This window comes from Asticcacaulis sp. AC466 (genome assembly GCF_000495815.1).
In the GTDB taxonomy this organism is placed as follows: Bacteria; Pseudomonadota; Alphaproteobacteria; order Caulobacterales; family Caulobacteraceae; genus Asticcacaulis.
The window spans coordinates 138154-160813 of the sequence record NZ_AWGE01000013.1; the positions used below are offsets into that span (position 1 = coordinate 138154).

Annotated in this window: 17 protein-coding genes and 1 riboswitch; of the genes, 13 read left to right on the top strand and 4 right to left on the bottom strand. The window is 59.5% G+C overall.

The annotated features are described in order from the left end of the window. The first annotated feature begins 54 nt into the window (after nt 1–54). The 4 genes from AEAC466_RS36125 to AEAC466_RS36140 all read left to right on the top strand — a co-directional run bounded on the left by AEAC466_RS36125 (nt 55) and on the right by AEAC466_RS36140 (nt 5745). Complete coding sequence (locus AEAC466_RS36125) at nt 55–858, top strand: GDSL-type esterase/lipase family protein (RefSeq protein ID WP_023458763.1); 804 nt, start codon at nt 55–57, stop codon at nt 856–858. Next, nucleotides 858–1862, top strand: coding sequence for a cupin-like domain-containing protein (locus AEAC466_RS36130; RefSeq protein ID WP_023458764.1), 1005 nt, complete (start codon nt 858–860; stop codon nt 1860–1862). The genes AEAC466_RS36125 and AEAC466_RS36130 overlap by 1 nt, the downstream gene beginning before the upstream one ends. Beyond that, on the top strand, nt 1859–4396 hold the full coding sequence (locus AEAC466_RS36135) for a glycosyl hydrolase 115 family protein (RefSeq protein WP_023458765.1): 2538 nt from the start codon (nt 1859–1861) through the stop codon (nt 4394–4396). Before AEAC466_RS36130 ends, AEAC466_RS36135 begins: the two co-directional genes overlap by 4 nt. A gap of 77 nt (nt 4397–4473) precedes the next feature. After that, nucleotides 4474–5745 (top strand): DUF3422 domain-containing protein, encoded by a 1272-nt coding sequence (locus AEAC466_RS36140; protein ID WP_031239008.1) that lies wholly within the window; start codon nt 4474–4476, stop codon nt 5743–5745. Here AEAC466_RS36140 and AEAC466_RS36145 read toward each other — a convergent pair. Further along, complete coding sequence (locus tag AEAC466_RS36145; protein ID WP_031239009.1) at nt 5742–6230, bottom strand: polyhydroxyalkanoate granule-associated phasin; 489 nt, start codon at nt 6228–6230, stop codon at nt 5742–5744. The genes AEAC466_RS36140 and AEAC466_RS36145 overlap by 4 nt on opposite strands. On the opposite strand from AEAC466_RS36145, the gene AEAC466_RS36150 reads away from it, so the two are divergent. The 3 genes from AEAC466_RS36150 to AEAC466_RS36160 all read left to right on the top strand — a co-directional run bounded on the left by AEAC466_RS36150 (nt 6229) and on the right by AEAC466_RS36160 (nt 10979). Next, nucleotides 6229–7104: a M12 family metallopeptidase gene (locus AEAC466_RS36150; protein ID WP_235074300.1), complete on the top strand. Its 876-nt coding sequence runs from the start codon at nt 6229–6231 to the stop codon at nt 7102–7104. The genes AEAC466_RS36145 and AEAC466_RS36150 overlap by 2 nt on opposite strands. A 129-nt stretch (nt 7105–7233) precedes the next feature. Next, nucleotides 7234–7443 carry a hypothetical protein gene (locus tag AEAC466_RS36155; RefSeq protein WP_023458769.1) on the top strand — a complete coding sequence of 70 codons (210 nt, stop codon included), beginning with the start codon at nt 7234–7236 and terminating at the stop codon, nt 7441–7443. A 473-nt stretch (nt 7444–7916) separates the two neighbouring features. Next, a complete protein-coding gene (locus tag AEAC466_RS36160) occupies nt 7917–10979 on the top strand; it encodes a TonB-dependent receptor (RefSeq protein WP_162148956.1) in 3063 nt (1020 codons plus the stop codon). 284 nt (nt 10980–11263) lie between these two features. Here the strand turns inward: AEAC466_RS36160 and AEAC466_RS36165 are convergent, their stop codons facing one another. Continuing rightward, nucleotides 11264–11407, bottom strand: coding sequence for a hypothetical protein (locus AEAC466_RS36165; RefSeq protein WP_155913694.1), 144 nt, complete (start codon nt 11405–11407; stop codon nt 11264–11266). A 244-nt stretch (nt 11408–11651) separates the two neighbouring features. Further along, entirely contained in the window at nt 11652–13502 is a 1851-nt protein-coding gene (thiC, locus tag AEAC466_RS36170; RefSeq protein ID WP_023458772.1) for a phosphomethylpyrimidine synthase ThiC, read from the bottom strand. Nucleotides 13503–13722: 220 nt separating this feature from the next. After that, nucleotides 13723–13844, bottom strand: a riboswitch (TPP riboswitch). 172 nt (nt 13845–14016) lie between these two features. On the opposite strand from thiC, the gene AEAC466_RS36175 reads away from it, so the two are divergent. The 3 genes from AEAC466_RS36175 (at nt 14017) to AEAC466_RS36185 (ending at nt 17698) form a co-directional block, all read left to right on the top strand. Then, entirely contained in the window at nt 14017–14859 is an 843-nt protein-coding gene (locus AEAC466_RS36175; protein ID WP_023458773.1) for a TIGR00266 family protein, read from the top strand. A 252-nt stretch (nt 14860–15111) separates the two neighbouring features. Continuing rightward, nucleotides 15112–16437: a putative hydroxymethylpyrimidine transporter CytX gene (gene cytX, locus AEAC466_RS36180; RefSeq protein ID WP_023458774.1), complete on the top strand. Its 1326-nt coding sequence runs from the start codon at nt 15112–15114 to the stop codon at nt 16435–16437. 85 nt (nt 16438–16522) lie between these two features. Beyond that, the gene (locus AEAC466_RS36185) at nt 16523–17698 is read left to right on the top strand and encodes a TCR/Tet family MFS transporter (RefSeq protein ID WP_081714656.1); all 1176 of its coding nucleotides are present in this window, start codon (nt 16523–16525) and stop codon (nt 17696–17698) included. On the opposite strand, the gene AEAC466_RS36190 is transcribed toward AEAC466_RS36185, so the two are convergent. Next, nucleotides 17699–18163 carry a hemerythrin domain-containing protein gene (locus tag AEAC466_RS36190; RefSeq protein WP_023458776.1) on the bottom strand — a complete coding sequence of 155 codons (465 nt, stop codon included), beginning with the start codon at nt 18161–18163 and terminating at the stop codon, nt 17699–17701. 211 nt (nt 18164–18374) lie between these two features. On the opposite strand from AEAC466_RS36190, the gene AEAC466_RS36195 reads away from it, so the two are divergent. The 3 genes from AEAC466_RS36195 to AEAC466_RS36205 all read left to right on the top strand — a co-directional run bounded on the left by AEAC466_RS36195 (nt 18375) and on the right by AEAC466_RS36205 (nt 22648). Then, nucleotides 18375–18749 carry a hypothetical protein gene (locus tag AEAC466_RS36195; RefSeq protein WP_023458777.1) on the top strand — a complete coding sequence of 125 codons (375 nt, stop codon included), beginning with the start codon at nt 18375–18377 and terminating at the stop codon, nt 18747–18749. A gap of 71 nt (nt 18750–18820) precedes the next feature. Further along, a complete protein-coding gene (locus tag AEAC466_RS36200) occupies nt 18821–20452 on the top strand; it encodes an alpha-amylase family glycosyl hydrolase (protein WP_023458778.1) in 1632 nt (543 codons plus the stop codon). A 186-nt stretch (nt 20453–20638) separates the two neighbouring features. Next, nucleotides 20639–22648: an alpha/beta hydrolase family protein gene (locus AEAC466_RS36205; RefSeq protein ID WP_023458779.1), complete on the top strand. Its 2010-nt coding sequence runs from the start codon at nt 20639–20641 to the stop codon at nt 22646–22648. Nucleotides 22649–22660 lie beyond the last annotated feature (12 nt).

Below are 22660 nucleotides of genomic sequence, written 5' to 3' on the forward strand. Positions count from 1 at the left end.
CACCCCTTTCCCGCTCGGGAAGGGAGGGGGGACCCTATTTGGACAGAGGCATTTATGACGGATATCAAGCGGCGCCACTTGTTGACCGGCGCACTGGCGGGTGGGGCGGCCATGACCCTGGCCGGCGCAGCGGCGGCCCAGAACAAGGGGCAGGACACATATGAATCCCAGGCGGTTCAGGCCGCCTTGCAGGATTACAAGGACCCGGCGACCCTGACGGTGCAGCCGGTCGGACAGGATTGGGCCCAGATGCGCCGTTACCGCCTTGCCAACGCCGATGCGATGAAATTGCCGGACAGTGCGCGCAAGGTGGTGATGATGGGCGATTCCATCACCGACGGCTGGCCGGGACAATCGGGCACCTTCTACGCCGATAACGGCCTGATCGGCCGCGGTATCGGCGGTCAGGTGACCGGACAGATGCTGGTGCGGTTCATGGCCGATGTGGTCGCCCTGCGCCCCAAGGCGGTCCACATCATGGCAGGCACCAATGACGTGGCCCAGAACCAGGACCCCTACGACCCGGTGGCCACGACCAACAACCTCCAGGCCATGGCCAATCTGGCCACCATCTATGGCATCAAGGTCATTATGGCGTCGGTCCCGCCTGCCGATCATTTCCCGTGGCGCCCCGAAGTCGGCAATCCGCATGAAAAATTCGTGGCGCTGAACAACTGGATCAAATCGGTCTGTTCGGCTCAGGGCTATACCTATGTCGATTACTGGCCGGCCCTGGCGACCGAAGCCGGCGCCCTGCGGCTCGATTTCGGCAATGACGGCGTGCACCCCAACAGCATCGCCTATGCTGCGATGGCGCCCTATACCCTGGCGGCCATCGCCGCCGCGCTTGCGTCCTGATGCGCCCAATCCCGGTCGTGACCGGCGTCGACCGTGCGCGGTTCGATGCCGACATCCTGCCGGCGGGCCAACCGGTCATCATGAAGGGGCTGGTCAATGACTGGCCCGCCGTTGCTCGGGCCCGTCAATCCGATGCGGCCGTTCGCGACTATCTGAAAGCCTTTGCCGCCCCCGGCAAGACCGTGCCCGTCTCGGTCCTGCCGCCGCTTTTCAAAGGCCGCTTCTTCTATAACGATGAGGTCGACGGCTATAATTTCACGACCGACACCCGGCCGCTGGCGGCCTTGCTCGACTGGCTGGTCGAAAATCGCGAGCGTGAGGATTTCGTCACCATCTACGCTCAGTCGATAATCCTCAAAGACTACATGCCGGGCTTCGAAGATGAAAACCGCCTGTCCCTGCTGGATACCTCCTTCGGACCGCGCATGTGGATAGGCAATCGTGTCCGCACCCAGACCCATTTCGACCCGTCGCATAATATCGCCTGCTTGGTGGCGGGGCGCCGGCGGTTCACCCTGTTTCCGCCCGATCAGATCGATAATCTCTATCCCGGTCCCTTCGACTTTGCGCCCGGTGGTGTGCCGGTCAGCATGGCCTCGTTGGAAGACCCGGATTTCGAACGGTTCCCTCGACTGAAAGACGCCCTGGACGCCGGTTTGCAAGGCGATCTGGAACCGGGGGATGCTCTGTTCGTGCCCTATGCGTGGTGGCACCATGTCCAATCGCGCGAAGGCTTCAATATTCTGGTCAATTACTGGTGGAACGAAGCGGGCAGCGACTGGTTGTCGCCGAACACCGCCCTCTATGCCGCCATACTGACCTTGCGCGACCTGCCGCCCGCCCAGAAACAGGTGTGGCGGCATATTCTCGATCGCTATGTCTTCGATGCGCCGGATGAGGCGGTGGCGCACCTGCCCGATAGCGGCAAGCACGGTTTCGGCCGGATAACACACGCCGTTCGTGACAAGTTACGCGCCTTGATCAAGGGGAGCTTACGCCTATGAAACTCTGGCTTATCGCTGCCATCTTGATGGTAACACCGGTGCGCGCCCTGGCCTGCGAGGGCGCTGTGGCGGTATGCGAAGGGACCGGCGACGGGTTCGCCCTGATCCGGGACGGGCAGCCGGCCAAGGTCTATGTCGATGCAGATGCCGCCGCTCCGGTGCGCCGGGTGGCCACGGACTTCGCCGCCGATCTGGAACGTGTATCCGGGCGCAAGGCCGATATTGTTCATGACCTGACGGGCGGCGGCGATATCGTGATCATCGGGGAACTGGGCCACTCCCAGGCTCTGGCGCAACTGGGCATCGATTCCGCCGCGATCGCGGGCAAGTGGGAAGCTTATTCCCAGACGGTGGTCGCGCGTAAGGCGGGCGGACAGCTTCTGGTCATTGCCGGGGCCGATCCGCGCGGCACCATTTACGGGACCTATGACATTTCCGCCCGTATGGGCGTTTCGCCCTGGTATTGGTGGGCTGACGTGCCGGTGGTGCACAAAGCCAACCTTTACGTCACGGCGGGCACGCGCAGCGACGCGCCCAAGGTCCGCTATCGCGGCTTTTTCATCAATGACGAAGAACCGGCCTTTGGCGGCTGGGCGCGTCAAAAATTCGGCGGCATCAATCATGATCTTTACGGCCACGTCTTCGAACTGAACCTGCGGCTGAAAGGCAATTATCTATGGCCGGCCATGTGGGGCAAGGCCTTTGCCGATGACGATCCCGAAAACCTGAAAACGGCGCAAGCCTATGGCATCGTGATGGGGACGTCGCACCACGAACCCATGACGCGCGCCCAGGAAGAATGGCATCGCCATTTGGATACAGGCATTACCGGCGGCAAATGGGACTACACGCAAAATGGCGACAATCTGAGGGCCTTCTGGCGCGGCGGCATCGAACGCATGCACGCCGGCGGCTTTGAAAACGTCGTAACCCTGGGGATGCGTGGCGACGGCGACGAGCCCATGACCGAAGGCACCGCGACGCAGCTTCTGGAAACCATCGTCGCCGATCAGCGCCGCATCATTGCCGATGTGACCGGAAAGCCGGCCTCGCAAACGCCGCAGGTCTGGGCGCTCTACAAGGAAGTGCAGGACTATTACGATCACGGCATGCAGGTGCCGGATGACGTGACCCTGTTGTTTTCCGACGACAACTGGGGCCAGATCCGCCGCCTGCCGCGCCTGATGGAGGGGAAGCCCGGTGAGACGCGGGCAGGGGGATATGGCGTCTATTACCACTTCGACTATGTCGGCGTGCCGCGTAACTATAAGTGGGTCAACACCAACCAGATCGAAAAGACCTGGCAGCAAATGGACCTGGCCTACGCCTCCGGCGCTGACCGCCTGTGGATCGTCAATGTCGGCGATATCAAGCCGATGGAATTTCCCTTGAGCTTCTTCATGGATATGGCCTGGAACCCCGAAGCCATGACGCCGGAGGCTTTGAAGGCCTATCCGGCGCGATGGGCCGCGCAACAATTCGGGCCGGACCATGCGGCGGACATCGGTGACATCCTGACGCGCTACAGCCAGTATAATGCGCGCAAGAAGCCGGAACTGATCGATGCCGCCGTGTTCGATCTGCCGTCGCTATCGGGTATGGAACGAGACTACGGAAAGTTGGCGGACAGAACAGAAACTCTGTCGGCCGCCCTCCCTGCCGATGCAAAAAATGCCTATTATCAGTTGGTTGAATATCCGGTTGTCGCCAGTGCCAACCTGTACTCCCTCTATTTCCATGTCGCTGAAAATCACCGCTATGCGGCGAAGGGAGAGCCCTGGGCCAATGTCGAAGCCGATGCCGCCGAAGCGGCTTTCCGAAAGGACGGCGCCTTGGCCGATGCCTATCACGCCCTGGCGGGTGGCAAGTGGGACCGGATGATGAGCCAGGTGCACACCGGTTACGATAACTGGCAGCAGCCGGACGCCCGGATCATGCCGCCCGTCAGCCGTCTGACGGTCAAACCTGGTACTCAGCTCGTCCGCCCGAAAGATCGCGTCCGACAAACCGTCAGCCCGACCGCCGCATCTGACGGACAGATTGCCATTGAAGCGGAACACTTCACGCGCAAAGCCGAAGCGGACGGCGTGCGCTGGCAGGTCATTCCCAATCTGGGGCGCACTCTGTCGTCCGTCGTGTCCCTGCCGCAGACGGCGGCTGCGACGACCGACCAGTCGGTTCGGCTGGAATACGACATCGACGTTAAGACGACGGCCGATGCGATGTTGCATCTCTATCTCGCTCCGACCTTCGACACACGTAACGCCGGCGGTTTGCGCATTGCGGTGGCGATAGATGACGGTCCGGCCCAGACCTTGAGCTTCGACCTCAAGCCCGACACGCCGCAATGGAGCCAGGCGGTAAAGGACAATATCGTTATCCTATCCGCGCCGTTCAAAGGCCTCACGGCAGGCCGCCATACGATCAAGGTCTTCCGCATCGACGGCAATGTGGTGCTGGAACGGCTTGTGCTTGATACCGGTGGTCAAAAAGCCTCCTATCTGGGGCCGCCGGAAACCCCGAGAGCGAAGTAATTAGACGTCAGACGTGATGACGCAAGGTCAGAGAACCTTGCTATGCTTAGTCAATAATCATAATGCCACGGCCTTCCATGACCTCTCCCAACGACCATGATCTGAGGCGCTCCCTCAGCGACCTCATGCATGAACGCACCTTGCCGATATACCGCACCCCTGTTGCGGTGCGCAGTTGGGTGTATCTGGTGACTGAGGCCGAGCGCGCGGCGGAAAGCGCCTGGATCGACCACCTCGATCCGGGGGCAGGCGATCGGTCGCGGCTGGCGCGCATCGGTGACACTGGCGGTGCGATATGGGAGCGCCACGGCGAATTTTCGACCTGGCTCAAATACGACACGGATATTTCCCTGTCGGCCGATGTCAAGAAAACGCTCGGCTTCGGCAAAATCCGCATGGCCGAGTTCGACTGGCTTGACGCCGCCCCCGGGTGGGTTTTCCGCAGCGTCGAGATTTCTGTCCTGCCTTACGAGCCCAAGGACGCCCAATTGCAGACGGTAATCGACCTAACCCAGGCGGTCTGTTGCGACGTGTTCGACGGCGCGGCCCGCATCTGGAGCGACTTCCGTATGCACGCCAAGGAAGACAAGCCGGGGGCAGGGCGCATCTACGTTCACGACAAGGGGCTGGAAAACGACGAAGCCTCGCGCCTGTTGCAGACTCTGCTAGAGATCGGCCATTACCGCAAGCTGGCCCTGCTGGGCTTTCCGGTGGCGCGCGAATTGATGACGTGGCTGAAGGGCGCAGAAGACCGTCTGGCGGCGCTCACCTCGGACATGGCCAGCCAGAGCGCATCCCAGGAAGAATTGCTGGAGCGCCTGATGGCGTTGTCGGCGGAGGTCGAGCAGCGTGTCAATGCCGTCCGGTTCCGCCAGGGCGCCACCGAAGCCTATGCCCGTCTGACGGCAGATCGTCTGGTGTCCTTACGCGAAAGCCGCGTCGCGGGCTTTTCGACCATGCAGGAATTTATCGAACGCCGCCTGCAACCGGCCATGCGGACGTGCGAGGCGGCGTCACGCCGGCTGGACGACATTTCGGCCCGCATCGGCCGCGTCAGTGACCTGTTACGGGCGCGCATTTCCATTTCGCTGGAGGTGCAGAACCAGGGGCTGCTCAAAAGCATGAATGTGCGCTCCAAGCTGCAAATGAAGCTGTCTGCCTTGGTCGAGGGACTGTCCGTCTTCGCCGTCAGCTATTACATCTTCAGCCTGGTCAAATACATCATCGATCCGCTGGTCGATCCGCATCTGTCCCATCTGCTTTATGGGCCGATCATCTTGGTCATACTGACGGCGGCATGGTTGTTCATCACCCACCGCAAGAAGTCGATCGGCCACGGCGAGGATTAGGGCTTGGAGACCTTGCCCAATCGCTTGGCGTTGGCCATGGCGCGCGAACGGATCGGTTGCAGGGCTTTCAACGCCGCCGTAGCGGTATGGTCGGACAGGCCGTTAGCACTCGTCGCCGCCCGTCGCAGCGACCGGGTCAGCTTGGCGTTGCGCGCCATGGCCTGGGTCAAGGTGGCGCTGGTGGCCAGGCTGAACAGGTCCGACTGAACCGCTGACATCCGACGCCAAACCTGCGCGCTCATCAACGGATTCAAAGTCATCATAGACAGGGCGACGGATTGCAAAGACTCCATGGCCGCCTCGACCTTTTCGGCGCCCATCAGGGTGAATTCGGCCGTATCCTTGGCGCTGGGCGGCCAACTGGATTGCGCCATGCGCGATGTCCGGTGGGTGATAACCTCCGCCGAGGCCAGCATCATGCCTGCAGTTTGCATGCCGAGATCGACCCAGAGGGCGAAGGGATTGAACAGTGAGGATTTTGCCATGGTGGCACTAAGCGCCTTGCCGTATAAGAAAGCCATGCGAAGGGGCGGGAAACTTACAATCGGGCGACGTATTAGCCGTCCATGGATGGGGCTGTGTCTGGCGGCGGTTCTTCTGCCTGGCGTAGCCTGCGCCGCTGCCGTGCAGGACGGTACGAAACCGTGGCCGGACGCGGTCGTGCCCTATCATTTCAACAGCGATCTTTTGAAACGCGCGGGCGCGAAGGGTGCCGACTGCACAGGATGGCAGACGTGGTCTGCCGCGACGTCGGCCGCCAAGGCCTGCCGCGCCATGGACGAATGGTCCACGGAAACGGGCGTGCGTTTCGTGCCCGACGAAAAGCGTCTGGACAGCCTGTATATCGTCGGCAGCGCCGACGCCACAAACGCGACGCTGGGGCACTTGCCCGCGTTCAACCAAGTCCAGATCGAACCTAAGGCGTCATACGGCTCTGTGTTGCACGAATTCGGCCACGTTCTTGGCCTCATGCATGAACATCAGCGGCCGGATCGCGATGCCTATCTCACCCTGTCGCCGTTCCTGAAAACCTATCTCGATCAGTGCTGGCTGTCTCTAAGTGATGTCTGCCGCGACGTTCGCAATGCCTTTCCGACGCTCAAGGTTCAGATGTCTTCGCCCTACGATCCCTGTTCCAACATGCATTACCTGGCCAATCAGGCGCCGCGTCATCGTGAGGACGCGCGCTGGTCGCGCATCTTTACCCTGACCGCCAAAGGCGAGGCAGCGCTGAAGGCATGCTTGCCGCAGTTTGCCGCCAGCCCGGCGCGTTGCCGGACGGTGGGGCAAAAATGCGCGATTGCGCGGGATGACGCAGCCATCGTCAGGCGGTTCCAGGGTGTTACGTCGTCGCGGTGATTTTCCGGTTGACACGGCGGTAGCTCTGCGAACAAATGCCGAACGCAGGTTGGGCTGCGGACACTCACCAGAAGGCGGGTAATAGAGACCGGTGCGGACGACGAAACGTCACGCGGGGCGAGTACCGTCATGAGTAAACTTTACGATTGCTGCTGGGTTGAGCTGGAAGGCCGCCCGCGCCCTGAACTGGTGATCCAGAAGAAGCTCAAGCCACGCCTCTTCGTCATTGGCGCGCATCTGTACGACGAAGATTGTAATCCACTGCCGGTCAATCCGGAGGCGCCGCGCGTCTTGGCCATTATGCACCCCCAGATGCGGGGCCGCAGCCGCGCGGGCTGATCCAATCCCTATCGTTTCCTTACGGCCTTTTCAGGTATTTGATGCGCAAAACGTCGCACAGGTGTCGGCTAGCCCTGTCAGATATAACTGTGCCGCTCTCATGTTTTATGTAGATATTTAAGTTTCCGAAGTAACGTTTCAAGCCTTTTGTTCTAAAAGAAACTGTGTCCTTGGCGATAACAGTGTTCGATTTAGTATTTGAATCGATTTCTCTATGGGTAATCCGCGGTACGTAGGGGGCGCGCATTACAATTTGGTAATTTATTTCCGCGTGAGTCCAAATATCGAAATAATTTTGGCCAAATAGCACTGTTCTGGATTAAATTTTCGTAATGTTACGCTAATTTGGTCAAATTTGCGACTAAATTGTACTAATTTTAATATACTTTGTCACACAGTTGTGACATTTGAGACTTGCCGCTTGCGGGGTACAGGCCGGCACACGCCTATAAATTGCAAACCCGGAGATGAAATTGAAAAAAGGAACTGCCCGTCGCACGCTGATGGCGACGACGACCATCTGCACGGCCCTTATGGCCGCGCCAGCCTTCCTCGCAACAATTGCAATCCTCGCGCCGGCTACGGCCGTTGCCCAGGACTATACCTCAGGCGCCCTGACCGGCACCGTCACAGATGCCGACGGCAAGCCCGTATCAGGTGCCACCATCACCCTGACCAATACCGCGCAAGGCCAGGCCCGCAACCTGACGTCCAATGCGTCCGGCGGCTTTTCGGCCAGCGGTCTGGCGCCCGGCAATTACGACATCGTCGTTTCTGCCGACGGCTATGACAATTATCAAGCCAGCGTCAACGTCGTCATTTCGCAGGAAGTTCGGCTCGAAGCCGCGCTGCAGGCGACTGGCGCAATTCAGACCGTCGTAGTCAAGGCCAAGCGCGTCCGCCAGGACTTCACCAAGACGACGACCGGCCTGGTTGTCGATCTCGACACCCTGATGTCGCAGCAACCGATCGCGCGCACCCTGACGGCCGTAACCATGCTGGCGCCCACCGTCACCAAGGGCAACCCCGGATTCGGCGACGTCGCCTCGTTCGGCGGCGGTTCGGTCGCTGAAAACGCCTACTATATCAACGGCCTTAATGTCACCAACCCCGACACCTATGTCGGCGGCGCCGATGTTCCGTTCGATTTCTACAAGACTATCGAAGTCAAGACCGGCGGTTATGCCGCCGAATTTGGTCGCGCCACGGGCGGCGTCGTCAATGCGACGACCAAGTCGGGCTCGAACGAGTTCATGTTTGCCGTCCATGGCAACTACCAACCGTCCGATCTGCGCTCCGACCAGGCCGATGCCTATAACCGCAACGGCAAGTTCGCCACCGCCCAGGACAACTCCTTGTCCGTCGAAGCTGGCGGCGCGATCATCAAGGATCACCTGTTCGCCTACGGTATGTATCAGGCGAGCGACACCTACACGACCCTGGCCAATACGCAGTCTGGCTACTACCAGAAGACCAAGAACACCGATCCCTTCTACGGTCTGAAGCTGGACGGCTACATTACGCCGACGCAGCATCTGGAGTTCACCTATTGGAATACACGTCGTACCGACAAGATCAACAAGTGGGACTTCGACGATGTCGCTGAGACCATTGGCGCTCCGAACGGCTATTCGACCGAAGCCCTGGGTGGCGAAAACTGGGTTGCCAAATATACCGGCAACGTCACGGACTGGTTCACTGTGTCCGCCGCCATCGGCGACATGAAGACGCGTGATAATATTATCCCGACCGACACAGCAAGCTACGCCGTCAAGGATCGTCGTACCGACGGCACAAACCCAACCATTTCGGCACAAAAGAACACCGGCGTCTCGATCGACAATGTCGAGCGCAAGTTCTGGCGCGCTGACGGCGACGTACGCTTCGACTTCGTGGGACGTCACCACGTCCGCTTTGGTATCGACCACGAAGAAAACAGCATGTTGAAGCAGGACTACCTGACCGGCGCTGTGCCTGTTCAATATAATTTCCGTACGCTCACCAAGACCAATGAAGACTATGTGCGCGTCATCTATGAAAATCTCGGCGGGCATGTTTCGGCTGAAAACCAGTCCTACTACCTCCAGGACTCGTGGGACGTCACCCCGAATCTGAACCTGCAGATCGGTGTGCGTAACGACGACTTCAAGCAGAACAACCTGTCGGGTCAGACCTATCTTGACCTCAAGAATAACATTGCGCCGCGTCTTGGTTTCTCGTGGGACCCGACGGGTGAAGGCCAATGGAAGGTCTATGGATCGTACGGCACCAACTTTATCCCGCCGGCTATGAACCTCGGCTATCGCGGCAAGGACCTGTACTACTACGCGGCCTTCAAGGCGCCGGTTGGGGGCTTCGTCCTCGATCCGACGACCGGCTTGCCGCAAGCGGTTGGGGAGCAGTTTGCCGAACTCGGGGATGCGCCGTGCCCCACCTCAAACATCACCAGCGCGCCGGGCCTTTCGACCGCCCAGGCGGGATTCGCGGGTTGCTACGTTCTGGGTAATGGCACTCAGGAAGGCGCCAACTCCAAGACGGCGCTTGGCCTCAAGGCCACAAAGGAAGACGAAATTGTCTTGGGCACCACCTATCGTGTCAACGATCTGTGGAGCCTTGGCGTCAGCTACACCAATCGTGAGCTGAAGCGCGTGTCCGAAGATTCCGACTTCCAGAATGCTATCATTACCTATCTGGATGCCAATGGCCTCGACAGCTCGATCTATACCGACGGCACTATCTCCAACTCCTACTATGTATGGAATGTTGGCGATCACGACGTAACGGTCAGGCTGAAGCAGCCGCTGGCTAATGAAACCGAGCAACGGACCATTACCCTGACGGCTGACCAACTCGGCCACTTCCATAATCCCAAGCGTGAATATCAGGCGCTGGTGTTCGACTTCAAGCGCGCCTTCGACGGCAAGTGGGGCCTGCAAGGCTCCTATACCTGGTCGAAGTCCTACGGGAACTATGAAGGCACGGTGAAGTCTGATTCGGGCCTGCAAACCCAAAGCGATGCCGGATCGACGATCGCCTTCGATTCGCCGGGCTTCGAAGACTACGCCACGGGTCTGCTGCCGAATGATCGTACCCATACCTTGAAGGTCTGGGGCTCTTATGCGATCAACAGCAACTTTATGGTCGGCGCCAATGTGCTCGTCCAGTCGCCGGTTCATATCGGCTGCCTCGGCGTTCACCCGACCGACGACTACGCCTATGGTTACGGCGAGGCGCTGACGCACTACTGTGGCGGCAAGCCCGCGCCGCAAGGCAAGGGCTTGAAGGGCGACTGGCTCAAGACCCTGGACGTTTCCATGCGCTACACCGTGCCTGAGAAATATGCCATGGGCGGAAATCTGGTCCTGCGTGCGGACATCTTCAACCTGTTCGATCAGCATGCCGTCGTCGGCCGCTATGCGGAATACGAATTGGATCGTGATTACGGGAACCCGGATAATCTCGACCCGAACTACGGACTGCCGTCGTATTACAACACACCGCGCTATATGCGTCTGGGCTTCGACCTGACCTACTAAGCGCCGAAAGCCGGGCGAAGCCTGTCTTCGTCCGGCGATCACCCCTTTTGTCCGGTTTGGCTTCCTCTCCGGGTTGCCGCAGGCCGGATGAAAACGGGGGAGGGTGTTGGCGCGCCCTTCCCAAAACCAGGAACACCCCGCCCTTGAAAAAGGGCGGGGTGTTTTTGTTATCGATCATAATGGGGAGACGAACCCTGGGGGCCGTCATCCGTATCTCCATTCTGCGTCTGTCTCGTCGACATCGGCGTCCGCCGTGTTGTCTCCGCGACGTGCAGAAGAAAGGATCAATCGATCATGTCGGCGACCAGGCGGCGCAGTTCACGCGGACTGAAGCCGAGCGTGGTCTTCACCGTGCGCGCGGCCCGGGCCGAAATGACGCGCAGATCGGGACGCACGGGATAGTTCAGGATTTTGTTTTGGTTTTGCATTGTATATCTGCTGGCGGTTTGACCCGCGCAGTCCTTTTTTATGTAGGGATACATCAGCCCGGCAGCGGTTGAAAACACGCGCCCTGTCACGACTGACCTTCCCTATATAGGCGAAACTCTTTCGCTTTACAAGTTGCAATGGAAACATTTCTGGCGATGGCCCGCACACGGTATGGCGGGCATGAAAAAAGCGCAGGCGTTTTGCGCCTGCGCTTCACTTGCGACCAATGTTGCGTCGTGCGCCTTATTCGGCGGGGACGTCGATTTCGGACCCTAAAGCCTTGAACTTCTGCGACATCTCGCTCATGCCCGATTGGATATGGCTGTTTTCGATATCGGCGCGCTCATTGTCGGTCAGGCCGGCGGCGAAGTCACGCACCTCCTGGCTGATCTTCATCGAGCAGAACTTCGGGCCGCACATCGAACAGAAATGCGCCGTCTTGTGCGCTTCCTTGGGCAAGGTTTCGTCGTGGAAGGCGCGGGCCGTTTCCGGATCGAGCCCCAGGTTGAACTGATCCTCCCAGCGGAATTCGAAGCGGGCGCGGCTCATGGCGTCGTCCCACATACGTGCGCCGGGATGTCCCTTGGCCAGGTCGGCGGCATGGGCGGCGATCTTGTAGGCGATGACGCCGTCCTTGACGTCCTTACGGTCGGGCAGGCCCAGGTGCTCCTTTGGCGTGACGTAGCAAAGCATAGCCGTGCCGTACCAGCCGATCATGGCCGCGCCGATGGCCGAGGTGATGTGGTCGTACCCCGGCGCGATGTCGGTGGTCAGTGGCCCAAGCGTATAGAAGGGCGCTTCGCCGCAGGTCTTCAGTTGCTTGTCCATATTGGCCTTGATCTTGTGCATCGGCACATGGCCGGGGCCTTCGATCATGACCTGGCAGCCCTTGGCCCAGGCGATCTTCGTCAACTCACCGAGGGTATCGAGTTCGGCGAATTGGGCCGCGTCGTTCGCGTCGGCGATGGAACCCGGACGCAGGCCATCCCCCAGCGAGAACGACACATCATAGGCGCGCATGATGTCGCAGATCTCTTCGAAATGGGTGTAGAGGAAGTTTTCCTTGTGATGGGCCAGGCACCACTTCGCCATGATCGATCCGCCACGCGACACGATGCCGGTGACGCGCTTGGCGGTCAGATGGATATAGGCCAGACGCACGCCGGCGTGGATGGTGAAGTAATCCACGCCCTGCTGGGCCTGTTCGATAAGGGTGTCGCGATACACCTCCCACGTCAGGTCCTCGGCCACGCCATTGACCTTTTCCAGCGCCTGATAGATCGGCACTGTGCCGATGGGGGCGGGGGAATTGCGGATGATCCATTCGCGGATATTGTGGATATTGCGGCCGGTAGACAGGTCCATGACGTTGTCGGCACCCCAGCGGATCGCCCACACCATCTTTTCGACCTCTTCCTCCATAGAGGACGTCACGGCCGAATTGCCGATATTGGCGTTGATCTTGACCAGGAAGTTGCGGCCGATGATCATCGGTTCGACTTCGGGATGGTTGATGTTGGCGGGGATGATGGCGCGGCCGCGTGCCACTTCATCGCGGACGAATTCCGGCGTGATATAGTCCGGGATCGAAGCGCCGAAATCCTCACCGTCGCGAATGACTTCGGCGTCGGCGGCACGGCGCAGGTTTTCGCGGATGGCGATATATTCCATTTCCGGCGTGATGATGCCGCGGCGAGCATATTCGAATTGGGTGACGGATTTGCCGTCGCGGGCGCGCAGCACTTTGGGCAGGTTGGGGAATTGCGGTGCCAGCTTGCCTTCGGAGACATTGCCATTGTCTTCCGGCTTGACCTCGCGGGCCTCGATATATTCGACATCGCCGCGATCAACGATCCACTGTTCGCGCAGACGCGGCAGCCCCCGGGCGATGTCCGGTGTGAAGGTTTCATCCGTATAGGGACCAGATGAATCGTAGATGGTGAGCGGGGCTTCGCGGGCGGTGTGGTGGACGCAAACCTCGCGGAACGGCACCTTGATGTCGGGAAACAGCGTGCCCGACTGATAGACCTTATGCGAGCCGGGAATGGGGGAATTCTCGACCTTGATCGCCTTGGCGACAACTGGCTTGTTCATTGTAAAATCCTTCCAAATTCAGAAGGATCATGCGCGTAGATCGCGGGCGCTATTTTTGTTGCCCTACCGCTTCGCTGCTTGAGGGCTGTTTTGTTGCCCTATCGCCTCGCTGCTCGAGAGCCACTTTTCACCCTGTCGCTTCGCTGCTTTAAGGCTACTTCTCGCCCCATCGCGTCGCTGCTTCAGGACTACTCTTCACCCTATCGCTTCGCTGCTTTAGGGCCATAGCGTATCCATCTCCCTTCGCCGGCATGACCCGGATCAGGTTCGGCGGTTTTAGGAGGCGGCTTCAAGCCTCCAGTCTCAGCCCGCATAGGCTTGCGGACACTCCGGTGAACTGCGGCGGAGCATAGGGGACCAGGCGAGGGCGTCAAGATGTTTCGTGCCCGCGCCCAGGGGCTGAGGCCTGCGACGACGTTAAAGAGGTCTGGGCCTACCTTAAATATGCGTAATCCTCTTCAACATTGTCTTCGCAATCCCCAAGTCTGAAGTCCCAACCATTGAGAGGACTCCCATGTTCGGCACCCCATCCGTTCCCGTCACCCATCATCATGCCAAGTCGGGCATCGCGGACGATATCGATTTCGACATCAAGGGCCAGGAATTGCAATTCCTCGAGATCGAGCTCGACCCCGGCGAGAGCGCTGTCGCGGAAGCGGGCGCCATGGTATGGAAGGATGCGTCGGTCGGCATGACCACCGTTTTCGGTGACGGTTCGGGTCAGCAGGGAGGCGGTTTCATGGGCGCGTTGCTCGGCGCCGGCAAACGCCTCGTCACCGGCGAAAGCCTGTTCACCACCGTCTTCACGCATAATGGTCATGGCAAGGCGCGGGTCGCCTTCGCCGCGCCGGTGCCGGGTGCGATTATCCCGATCAAGCTCGATCAGGTCGGCGGCCGCCTGATCTGTCAAAAGGACGCCTTTCTGGCGGCGGCCAAGGGTGTATCGCTCGGTATTGCCTTTCAAAAGCGCATCATGACCGGGCTGTTCGGCGGCGAAGGGTTCATCATGCAGAAGCTCGAAGGCGATGGCTGGATCTTCGTCCAGTTCGGCGGCATGGTCATCGAACGCGAACTGAAGGCGGGTGAACAACTGCATGTCGATACGGGCTGCGTGGCGGCCTTTACCGATACGGTCGATTTCGACCTGATCCAGGCGGGTGGCGTCAAGTCTATGATCTTCGGCGGGGAAGGGGTCTTCTTCGCGCAACTGACCGGGCCGGGCAAGGTGTGGATACAGTCCCTGCCGTTCGCGCGTCTGGCCGGGCGCATTGGCGCGGCGATTGGCGGTGGCGGGCCCTCGCGCGGCGAAGGCTCCGTCCTGGGCGGGCTGGGCGATCTGATCGGCGGCCGCGGCTAATACCATGTGCGCGGTGTAGAACCGCTTCATTGGTATTCGCCTTTTTTTAGCTCAAATGCCGCATGGCTCGCCGCATAGGCGGCGGGCGGTCGCCCTTACCAAACGTCATGGCCAAACGTCATGGCCAAACGTCATCAGTTGACGGCCATGACGTTTGTATAAAGGCACTCCGCGCATCCGGGGTGGTTTTCTTGCGTAAAGATGCCGCTCTGCTAAGGATGACGGTTTCCCCGATTCCAGAAGCGTTGGTGCATGTCCGATAATTTGCCGATTTCCGATCAGGAAGCCTATGATCCTCTGGTCCCCGTGCCGGTCAACAAGCGCAAGCTGTCGGCGCTGGATGCCTTTTCCTTGTGGTTTTCGCTCGGTATAGGCCTGCTGGTGCTTCAGGCCGGGGCGGCGCTGATCCCCGGCCTGTCGCTTGTCGAAGCTCTGGCGGCCATCGCCGTGGGCTCATGCGCCGGCGCGGTTCTGCTGGGTCTGGCCGGGGTGATCGGTGCGGATACCGGCCTGGCCACCATGGCCGCGCTGCGCCCGACCCTGGGCGTGCGCGGCGCCTCGGTCGCGGCGGTGCTCAATATCGTGCAACTGGTGGGCTGGGGCGCGTTCGAAATCATCGCCATGCGCGATGCAGCCAACACCCTGTCGCAGAACACCTTCCAATTTGGCGCGCCGGCCATATGGACGCTGCTGTTCGGTGCGGCGGCAACGGGGCTGGCTATAATGGGGCCGCTCGGCTTTATTCGCCGCTTCCTGCGCAGCTATGGCATCTGGCTGCTGCTGGCGGGTGCGGCCTGGCTCACTTTCACCCTGATTTCGGGGCCTGACCTCACCGCCGCCCTGGCGCGCAAGGGCGATGGCTCGCTGTCATTGGGCGGAGGCATCGATCTGGTCATCGCCATGCCTTTGTCGTGGCTGCCGCTAATCGCCGACTATGCCCGCTTCGGCAAAAGCGCCAAGGGCATGTTCCGCGGCAGCGCCGCCGGTTACGCTATCGCCAATATCTGGTTTTTCGCGCTCGGCGCCGCCTATGCTGTGAGCGCCGCCTACAATCCGGACAATATGCTGCTGTCGGCCCTGGCCATGACCGGCGGCGGGCTGGCCCTGTTGTTCATCCTGATCGACGAGACGGACAACATCTTTGCCGATATCTTCTCGGCCGCTACCTCTTTGGGGGCGCTACTGCATTTCCGTATCAAGCATCTGGCGATCCTGTTCGGCATCGTCTGCACAGCGATCGCGCTCTTCGTGCCCATGTCGGGCTTCATGACGTTTCTATACGCTATTGGATCGGTGTTTACGCCGCTGTACGGTGTGCTGCTGGTCGATCATTTCCTGATCCGAAAACGGCAGGTAGAGGTGGGGCAAATCCGCAATCCGAACGGCATATATGGCTTTACGTTCGGTCTACACCTGATCGCCTTTGCGGCGTGGGTGATCGGGATCGCCACCTATTACATCGTGCTGGCGCGTATGCCAGCACTCGGCGCGACCCTGCCGGCCTTTTTCGCGGCGGCAGTCGTCTACTGGGTGTTATCCCTCTTTCGAGTCCAGCCGCGTCCGACGGCGGCCCCTTGAGGCATTTTAGTTCTGACGGCATGCCGCGACGGCTTGCGCGGTATGGCTCTGTGATCACTGACCGCCGTGTGCTATGCGCCTGGGGATGAAACTGAAGCTGAACCTGCCGCTCGCCACCATCTTCCTGACCGTCACACTCGACATGGCCGGAATAGGCTTGGTGCTGCCCGTCCTGCCGGACCTGTTCGGAGCCAATGAAACGGGGGCGACCACCGGCCTTGCCTATGGTTTGTTTCTGTCGCTCTACGCCCTCATGCAGTTTCTCTGCGCACCGCTGCTGGGCGGTTTGAGCGATCGCATCGGCCGCAAGCCTGTCCTCACGCTGTCCCTGGTCGGGGCGGTGGCCAACTATGCCGTGATGGCTTGCCTGCCGCCGCTCTGGGTCTTGTTCGTGGCGCGCGCCGTCGCGGGAATTACTGGCGCCAACATGTCGGTCGCTTCGGCCTATCTAACCGACATTTCCACACCCGACGAACGGGCGAAACGGTTTGGACAGCTTAGCGCCTGCATGGGCGTCGGCTTTATTCTAGGGCCGGCCGCCGGCGGTATGTTGCGGGAAATCGGTCTGATGTGGCCCTTCGCCGCTGCGGCGGTGCTTACCGGCCTTAATCTGGCGATGTGTCTGTTTGTTCTGCCTGAAAGCCGCGCCGCAGAGCCATCGACGGAGAAGCTTAATCCCCTCGCACCGCTGGTCGAAATCGGGGCTTTTAAGGGAATAGTCGCCTTGTTGATGGCGGCAGGGCTATTTGCCGTCATCGGCGAAATTGGCGGCAGTGTCTGGGTGCTATATGTCCATCACCGCTATGGCTGGGAAGGCCTGACCGTCGGCCTGTCGCTCACTTTGTTTGGGCTGTTTCATGCCTTGGCCCAGGCCTTTATGGTCGGACCGGTGACGCAACGTCTGGGCGAGCGTGGCGCCTTGCTGCTAGGTATTGTCGCGGATATGGCATGCTATGTCGCGCTCGGTCTCGTCACGAAGGGCGCGTTCATCTGGCTCCTCATTCCATTGTTATGTATTGGCGGAATAGGACCAAGCGTGCTTACAGCCGTTATCAGCAAGCAGGTGTCCGAAGATCGTCAGGGACAGTTGCAAGGTGTCCTCGCCAGCCTCCAAAGCCTTGCCGCCATTATCGGACCCATCCTCATCCTGAACATCTATTTCTTTTCCAGAGATCATTTTCCCGGACTGGTCTGGATAATCGGCGCGGGGCTCTATTTGCTTGCCCTGCCAGTGGTGCTGAAAAAGGCCAATTACCGGTGATCAGTCCGCCGTCGCGTGGAGGTTGGCGCGCAACTGTTGCTTCAGCGCGTCCATCTGCAAGGCCAGCCTGTGGGCATCGAGCGGTGAGATGATGTCCTTCGCGCGGACGAACACTTCGCCTTCCTCCTTGGCGACATGGTGCTCGATGGCAAACTTCAGTTCGCCGAACTTTTCCATCCATTCTTCGCTGGAAATCGACAGGCGGCTCATGACGTGCAAAATCGCCTTGACCTCATGGTGCTCGTGCTCGGCGCTCTCAAGCCGGTTATTCATATCCTGGGTCTGGGTGGCGTGTTCCAGCGCGGCATAGAAGGTGCGTTCCTCGCTATCATTATGCAGGATCAGTTCGGCTTTTATCTGGTCGAACAGGGTCTGACGCACAGTGGGGAGACGGATGGCCATTAGCTCTTCCATCAGACCGGCGACCTTACGGTGATCGCGGATGATATAGGTGTAGATGTCCATGGCTGCGCTCCTTATTCCCAGCCAGAATACCCCTTATCCACATCGGGATAATATGAGAGACGAAACGTATCGCATAAAGACTCTGTAAATACAGATGGATGCGATCTTATCCCCAGGCTGTGTAAAATTGGACCTGTGGAAAGTTTTAATCCTTAAGGTGTATGGTAATGGCAAGGCGGTTGTCGAATCGCGCAGGGAGTAATGCCGGGCCATGGGCGTACGCACGTCTTGCCTGATTATATTGACCGCAGGGCTTACCCTCAGCCTCACGGGTTGCAACCGTCTGGGCCTCTGTCACGAAGAGCATCTGAAAACCATCGCCTCTCCGACCGGACGCTATACCGTCGATATTGTCGCCAAGACCTGTGTCGGCTCATCCGCCGTCAAGGAAGTCGTGCTGCGCCGAAACGAAGGCCTGATGAAGGGTGGCAGGACCGTCGCCACTTTCGATGACGCCCACCCCGACAGGCCTGCGGATATTTCGGTCGGCTGGCGCGGCGATCGCCGGATCGTCATCGCGGCTCATGGCGCCAAGATCTGGTCGTTTCAACCCAACTGGCGCGACGTCCGCATCATGGAGCGGTAAGCCGCGCATACGTATTCAACTTCCCAAGGCGGATATGACCTGTCACCCTGCGCCAAAACAGGGAGCTGATCATGTCTTTTACGCGTATGGCGTTTAGCGCCGCCGTCTCCGTGCTCGCCCTACTGGGGGGCAACGCCCGCGCCCAGATCGACGTGTCGGCGGTCGCTGTCGAACATAAGGCCAGCGCCCTGCCCAAGGACTGGAACAAGACCGCCGCCTTTATGGAAATCTTCGTACGGTCATATAAGGACAGCGATGGCGATGGCGTCGGCGATTTCAATGGCCTGACCTCGCAACTCGACTATCTGCAATCCCTCGGCGTGACGGGCATCTGGCTGATGCCGATGATGCCGAGCCAGGACGGCGACCACGGTTACGCCGTCAACGATTATCGCGCCGTCGAGCCGGCCTACGGCACCATGGCTGATTTCGACCGCTTCATTGCTGAAGCGCACAAGCGGGGCATAGGCGTCATCATCGATTTTGTCATAAACCATTCGGGCAGCGGCAACGCCATTTTTCAGGACGCCGCCCGCTCGCGAACAAGCCCGTATAGGGACTGGTATGTTTTTGCCGACAAAAATCCGGGCTGGTACGACAAGACGATGGCCGGCGTCAGCGGCGCCTATTGGACCGATCCGTGGAAGCCCGTAGCAAAAACCGTTCCCGGTGGTGTCGGCCAGTACTACGGCGTCTTTTCCGACAGCATGCCCGACTGGAACCTGAAAAACCCTAAGGTCATTACCTATCTTCAGGATACGATGCGCTTCTGGATGAACAAGGGCGTCGACGGCTTCCGGCTCGATGCCGTCACCATGCTCATCGAAGATGGCAAGACAAGCTATTTCAACAATCCGGCCAATCCCGGCATTGTCGCAAAGCTGCGCCATACCCTGGACGAATACGATAATCGCTACATGATCTGTGAGGCGTCGGAAGGCGCGGATATGTACGTCCACGCCTGTAGCGCGTTTGCCTATGGCGTACAGCAATCGATCATCGAAAGCGCCAAGACCGGCATCGTCCAGGCGCCGCTGATCCGCCAGCTTGCCAATCCTAACGAAGCCGTGATGCCGTTGGCGTTGCAAAGCCATGATGCCTATGTCGGTGACCGCCTGACCAACCAGTTTGGGGTCAACGGCTTCGCCGGCTACCGGTTGTCGGCGGCGATTTCCATCCTGGCGTCCACCACGCCGTTTTCCTACTATGGCGAAGAGATCGGGATGAGCAATGGCGGCACCCATAACGATCCGGGACTTCGCTCGCCCATGAGCTGGACCGGTTATCCTCGCACGGCCGGCTTTACGAACGGCACACCGTACCGCGACGTCGCGATTAATGTCGCCAGCCAGAACGTCGCCATCGAAGCAGGAGATCCGTCCTCTATACTTGAATATTATCGCGCGCTCTACACCTTGCGCCGCGACCATCCGGTGTTCGGGACGGGCCGGTTGGAGGTCCAGTCCAAGGCCGGCGATTCGGCGCTGATCTTCACCCGCACCAATGCTGACGACAAGGCGGCGGTGCTGGTCAACCTGTCGGATCTACCGCAGGGGGTGACGGTGTCATTGGGGGAGGGGACATTCGTGCAGTCGCTTCGGGTCACAGGCGAGCTCACGCCGACACCGCTGACCAGCCAATCGGGCAAGCTTACCGTCATCGTGCCGCCGCGCACGACCTATGTTTTCACCCCTGTCAAATAACGGCGATATATAAGGCGTTAATCGTGCGCGTGCCGGTCCGGCCGACATTAAAAATTGGTAACAGCTGCAATTTCTTTCACGATTTTGCCACATTCGGGTTGACGGCCTGTCAGGGGAGGGTCAATTCTCTGCCGCAAATCTGTTCAAATGGAGTGCCGCAGCATGCGCAGGTCGTCCACCCTTTCTATGAAACTCTTGAAAACGGCCGCCGCCGTGGCCTTTGGCACCGCGCTCGGCTTGGGCGCCATGGCCGGTCAGGCCAGCGCCGCCTACACGCCGCCGGCAAAGCCTTTGTCGATTGCCGACCTGGCGCAATATGACGCCATGACCGGTGTGACCATTTCTCCGGACGGCAAGCACATCGCCGCCCTGATCGCCGTCAAGGGCCAGCAATGGCCGGTTATTTCGATCTGGGACACGTCCGACCTGTCGAAGACACCGATCTGGATACCGTCGAAGACGCAGCGCATCGATGCGGTGGAGTTCTTCTCGAACGACAAGATCTACTTCATGACTGAACAGCCGATCACCGGCTACGACGGCAAGCCGACCTTCATCCGCAAGGTCTACTATTCCGATCTGGAAGGTAAAAAGATTGAAGAGCCGTTTCGCATCACGGGTACGCTGAACAAGGATATGCGCGACGCCATGGATCGTGGCGTCTCCGCCAGCATCTTCAATCGCAATCTCTACGACGACAGCAAGGTGCTGATGCAAACCATCGATCCGGATGACGGCGCCCAGAAAATCTTTGAACTGGATACCAAGACCGGCAAGACGCGTACCGTTGCACTCGGGTCGACGGAATTCAGTTATGTCGCCGCTGGTGTGGATCTGGCGACGGGCGAACCGCTGATCAAGGAGCAGCTGGATACCGTGAACGGTGAGTTCTGGTACAAGGTCTACATCAAGGACAAGGCGACCGGCCAATGGGTATATCAGGCGCCGCTTAGCTATATGGTCAAGGACCGCAAGCTGGTGTCAATCCTTGGCTTTGATACCGATCCGAACCAACTGGTCGTCGCCTCCAACCTCAATGGCGACCACGCCGCCATCTATGATTACGACATCAAGGCGCAGACCTTCTCGAAGGAACCTCTGTTTGCCAGCGATCGCTACGACATCAGCAGTGTTGGTTTCCGCATCGACCGCGCCGCCAAGAAGACGGAAATTTTCGCGGTTCGGGTGAACGGCCCGTCGGCGACGATCAGCTATCTCGATGAAAAATGGGCGGCGATACAAAAATCGATCGAGGCCAGTTTCCCCGGCAAGAATGTATATCTGACCATCAACCGCGACACCTATGATATGGCCGTGGTCGACGTCGAAGCTCCGGACATGCCGCCGCAATATTACCTCTACAAGGATGGCAAGCTTCAGCCGATCGGCGCGGCCAAGCCATGGATCGACCCGAAAACCCTCGGCAAGTTCGAATATGTGACCTATAAGGCGCGCGACGGTCTGGAAATTCCAGCCTTCATCACCTATCCCGCCGGCTGGACGCCTGATCAGGGACCGGTTCCGCTGATCGTCATGCCGCATGGCGGCCCCTGGTCGCGCGACGAAGCAGACTGGGATCCGGCGGGCTGGACACAGTTCTTCGCCACCCGCGGCATCGCCGTCATCCAGCCGCAGTATCGCGGTTCGGAAGGCTGGGGCGACAAGCTGTGGAAGGCGGGCGACAAGGAGTGGGGCAAGAAGATGTCGGACGACAACGACGACGCGGCCGCCTATCTGGTGTCCAAGGGAGTCGCCGATCCGAAGCGTATGGCTATTTTCGGTTATTCTTACGGCGGCTTCGCGGCGATTGCCGCCAGTGTACGGCCGAACAGCCCTTATAAATGCGCCATCGCCGGGGCGGGCGTTTCCAGCCTGCAACGTATCGGCAACCTGTGGGGCGACAGCCATATCCAGCGTGACATCCAGGGCAAGACGGTTGACGGCATGGATCCACTTAAGAATGTCGATAAGGCCAATATCCCTATCATGCTTTACCATGGTGACCACGATCGCCAGGCCGATACCGAGCATTCGCGCATGTTCTACGCCGCTATGAAGTCGGCGGGCAAGGATGTCGAATACCACGAGATCAAGGGAATGTGGCACACCCTGCCATGGCATACCGAATGGCAGGAGGAGTCGCTCGGCCTGATGGAAGACTATCTGAAGTCGCCGAAATGCGGTTTGATCAAGTGATGTGGTAACTGC